Below are 3,018 nucleotides of genomic sequence, written 5' to 3'. Positions count from 1 at the left end.
AAAAAATAAAGAATTAGCACAAAAAGTTGCTGCTCGAACCAAAGAACTCACGCTTTATTCAGATGAGTTATCACGCAGTAACCGTGAATTAGAAGATTTTGCTTTTGTTGCCTCACATGATTTACAAGAACCGCTAAGAAAAATTCGTGCTTTTGGTGACCGGTTGCAAACAAACTATGCACAATCATTAGACGAAAAGGGCGCTGATTACATCAACAGAATGAAAAATGCTGCCGAGCGCATGTCAAATCTGATCAATGATTTACTTGAGTTTTCGCGTATATCAACCCGCGGAAAACCTTTTACCAATGTGCCTTTACAACACCTTATTGAAAGTACCATTGACGACATAGAGATCAGTATAGGAGAAAGCGGTGCAAAAATTTTATTGGATGATTTGCCCGAAATTAATGCTGACGCGAGCCAAATGCACCACCTTTTTCTAAACTTAATTTCTAACGCTATTAAATTTAGAAAAGATGATGTTCAGCCAATAATTACCATACAATATTGCCAACAAGAAATTGCTCAAGAGCAATGGCATATCATCATTGTAAAAGACAATGGTATTGGCTTTGAACAAGAGTTTGCCGATAAAATATTTGTCCCTTTTCAACGCCTACATGCCAGAACTGAATATAAAGGTACGGGGATTGGTTTAGCCATATGCAGGCGAATAGTAGAAAGGCATGGCGGGAAAATTTCAGCAACCAGTATATTGGGTGAGGGAACACAATTCAGGATTGAAATTCCTGTTAATAATACTTTAATTAACTTAACTGGAGAAGATACTAATGCTAAGTAGTAAAGGTAAACCTTTCACTATTTTGATGGCAGATGACGATGAAGATGATCGTTTATTAACACAAGACGCCTTACAAGAAAGTAGAGTTCGCAATAACTTATATTGTGTAGAAGACGGCGTGGAGCTACTCGAATACCTCAGAAGAGAAGGTAAATACGCAGATCCTGCCACCTCACCAAGACCGGGGTTAATTCTGCTTGATTTAAACATGCCAAGAAAAGATGGCAGAGAAGCACTGAAAGAAATTAAAGCAGATGCAGAATTACAAAATATACCGGTTGTTATTCTGACCACTTCAGGGCAAGAAGAAGATAAAGTTAAAGGATATAACTTAGGCGCGGCATCTTATATTACTAAACCGGTGAACTTTGAAGGTTTAGTAGAGCTAATGAAAGCGCTAGGTAAATATTGGATAGAGTTTGTTGAGTTACCCAATGAATAAATTATAAAAAGCCAATGAATATAAAAAATATGCCCACACCAGTTGCTCGTGTACTACTTGTTGAAGATGATGAAGATGATTACATTCTCACCAGTGAATATCTGAATCAGTTAGACTCACATACATTTGAAATAGACTGGGTAACCAATCCAACAAAAGCACTGGAGCAGCTTAACCTTGGAAAGCATGATATTTGCCTTCTTGATTATCAACTTGGTGCATACAATGGCTTAACGGTATTAGAAAAAGCATCAAAAGCCGGCTGTTCAACACCGATAATAATGCTAACAGGCCAATCGGACGAGACGCTTGATCAGTCTGCGTTAGCTGCTGGCGCTGTTGATTATCTCGTTAAGGGTGAAATTACCACCTCAAGATTTGCTCGTGCTATTAGGTATGCCTTGGCTCGACAAGAAATTGAAAATGAACGGGTTGAGCGTATAAACGCCGAAATGCAAAACCAATCAAAAGATAGGTTTCTAGCACACTTAAGCCATGAACTTCGAACACCATTAACCTCAATACTTGGCTATACCGAAATATTATTAAACAATCATAAAGCCCCAAGTGCTGAAACTGAACTCAATATTATATTAAATAATGGCAAACACTTATTAGGCTTATTAAACAATGTCCTCGATTTATCAAAAATTGCCGTTGGTAAACTTGAATATAACTTTGCCAACATTAACCTAGACAGCTTCATCGCAGATATATTTTGTTTAATGCAAGTGCATGCTGCTAATCAAAATATTAAGTTAGTGATGCACGCCCGCACCCCATTACCTTTAGAAATATATTCCGATCCTGTACGCCTACGCCAAGTACTGATTAACTTACTTCATAACGGCATTAAATTTACCGAAAAAGGTCAAGTTTCGTTAAGTGTTTGGACTGAGCTAATCAATGAAAAAGAAATGCTGAAATTTTCAGTCGTAGACACAGGCCAAGGTATTCCAGAGAATATGTTAGGCAATATATTTAAGCCCTTTGAGCAAGTTGAAGATTTTATATCAAGAAAAGAACAAGGTGCTGGTTTAGGTTTATCAATTTGTACTGAATTAATTCAGCATATGGGCGGTTCAATCAAGGTTCAATCTGTTGTAAATCAAGGCAGCGAATTTACATTTTCCATCGATCCTGGCGATATTGTTAATCAAGAACGAGTGCTACTGGCTTTTGAGCAAGAACATTCAACCCATGAATTTTTGGCACTCGCACCATTACAAGGGCATGTATTAGTCGTTGATGATATGGATGATATCAGACTGTTAATTGGTCATATTTGTCAATCGTTTGGCCTCAATGTTAGTTATGCATCTAATGGCTTACAAGCAATAGAGGAATCTGAATTAGCTCGCGAAAAAGGTCATAGTTTTGATCTTGTTTTAATGGATATTCACATGCCAACATTAGACGGCAAACGAGCGATTCAGGAGTTAAGAGCGTTAGATTTTAACAACCCTATTATTGCTGTTACTGCTGCCACCATGAAAGGTGTAAAGCAAGAATTATTAGCACTTGGTTTTAATCATATAGTTGCCAAGCCAATAGACAAATACGAGCTATACCAAAGCTTGGCTAACTATCTCATGGTAGAAAACCAACCAAACTCAAATATATTGCAAGCCAGTGCACAGCGAATTTTAGTGGTTGAAGACGATGAAGACGCCGCTGATGTAACCGTACTATTACTTGAATCTCTAGGTGTTGAAGCAGTAAAAGCACAAACAGCTCAAATATGCCAAGACCTACTGCGCAACGAAAGTAA

The 3,018-nt window shown here is 37.8% G+C and carries 3 protein-coding genes; all 3 read left to right on the top strand.

Features of this window, described 5'->3' with window-relative positions; genetic code table 11:
* Positions 1 to 805 (top strand): ATP-binding protein (locus tag H4J50_RS18665; RefSeq protein WP_259366302.1); only part of this gene is annotated, 805 nt, incomplete at its 5' end.
* A complete protein-coding gene (locus tag H4J50_RS18660; protein ID WP_108457623.1) occupies positions 795 to 1,247 on the top strand; it encodes a response regulator in 453 nt (150 codons plus the stop codon). The genes H4J50_RS18665 and H4J50_RS18660, both read left to right, overlap by 11 nt.
* Before the next feature lie 29 nt (positions 1,248 to 1,276).
* The coding region (locus H4J50_RS18655) for a response regulator (RefSeq protein ID WP_182257661.1) at positions 1,277 to 3,018 on the top strand (1,742 nt) is incomplete at its 3' end.

The sequence above is a fragment of the Colwellia sp. 6M3 genome, assembly GCF_014077595.1.
GTDB lineage: Bacteria > Pseudomonadota > Gammaproteobacteria > Enterobacterales > Alteromonadaceae > Cognaticolwellia.
This window is presented reverse-complemented; position numbering and strand designations above follow the sequence as displayed.

What these genes read in the sequence shown, in the direction of transcription:
- H4J50_RS18660 (WP_108457623.1), top strand. Translation starts at nt 795, where the DNA reads ATGCTAAGTAGTAAAGGTAAACCTTTCACTATTTTGATGGCAGATGAC.